Annotated in this window: 2 protein-coding genes; both read right to left on the bottom strand. The window is 68.8% G+C overall.

The window, feature by feature from the left end:
• The coding region (locus AC1DT2_RS23490; RefSeq protein WP_477299088.1) for a PIG-L deacetylase family protein at window positions 1–505 on the bottom strand (505 nt) is incomplete at its 3' end.
• Window positions 506–570: 65 nt separating this feature from the next.
• Window positions 571–1,363, bottom strand: a 793-nt coding sequence (locus AC1DT2_RS23485) for a DNA polymerase III subunit delta' (RefSeq protein ID WP_477299087.1), incomplete at its 5' end; no start/stop codon positions are given.

Genomic DNA, 1,363 nt, shown 5'->3' with positions numbered 1-1,363 from the left:
CCATGTAAGTGAGTATCTCGGCCATCGACCCCGCCGCCGACAGAGCCAGTCGGGCAAGGACATGGGCTGAACCGTGGTCGGGATGGCTGTCGCGCAGATCGGGGATCACGACCAGGGTGGGCCGTACCCGCTCGACGATGCGACGAATCGCGCCTACCGCCGCCGAGGTTCGCAGTCGTAGCTCATCGGTGACCTGCATGTCGTGCCAACCGAGGGCATGCAGGTGCTCCGGGCCGACGCCGAGCCGACCCAGTGCCGCAGCCACCTCGAGCCGACGTCGCGCACCCCAGCGAGCCCGGCCGGCCGAGTCGATCACCAGGCGCCGCTCCATCCAGCGCTGCGGCCACGGATTGTCGTCGCCATCGGTGAGGAGCAGGACATCGGCACGCCCACCCATGGCGAGCGTGCGCTGGATCAGCATGCCGGCGGCGAGCGATTCGTCGTCCGGGTGGGGCGCGACGACAAGTAGACGGGTACTGCCGTCGATGACGGGGTCGCGGGACAAAGGCTAAGTTCCTTGCGAGGCGCTAGAGATGTGCCGATTAAGGCCGAACGCCCGATAAGGCAGCGTCAACGCCAGGCGGCAAGCAGCTCGAGCAGCAACAGATCGACGCGGAGCGGCCCGCGCAGCGCATCTCTTGCCCGGTTTGCCTTGCCGTACCAGGCATCGAGCGATTCGTCATCCAGCTGGCTTTCCAGCGGAGCGGCGACGCCGGCGGCACGGGCACGGAGTTCGTCCGTCGCGGCCTGTGCCGCGAACCACAGGTACCGAGCCGGCTCGGCCGCCTGCCAGCGCTTGACGACTTCCATCGCGTCGCCGCGGCCGGCGGCGAGCGCCTTGAGATCATGACGCACCTCGACGCGGTGCTTGAGCGCGCCGTCAGCCGCCCAGGTCCGCGCCATGCCGGGATTGCCGCCGGCCGCGTCGAGTGCCGCTTCCGCCTCTTTCACCCCTTCGCCAGCCAGCCACGCCAGGGAGACGTCGCGTGACGGCACCAGGAAATCGATGCGCTGGCAGCGGCTGCGGATAGTCGCGGGCAACCGTGCCGGCTCATCGGCGACAAGCACCAGCAAGGTGGCCTGGGTCGGCTCCTCGAGGGTTTTCAGCAAGGCGTTCGCTGCGGCGGCGTTCATCGCGTCGGCCGGATCCACCGTGGCGATCTGCCAGCCGCCGAACTGGCTGGACATGGCCAACCGTGCGGAAAGGTCGCGGATCTGGTCGACGACGATCTCGCTGCGGGTCACGCCGTCCTTGCGCAGGCCGAACGATAACGTGGCCACGTCCGGGTGCGTACCGGCAGCCACCAGGTGGCAGCTGCGGCAGACCCCGCAAGGCGTACCGTCGTGACTCTGCTGACAGAGC

The organism is Luteibacter sp. P4_E6, from assembly GCF_056401535.1.
The sequence above is the reverse complement of the archived record's forward strand: the minus strand, read 5'-3'. Positions and strand labels throughout refer to the sequence as shown.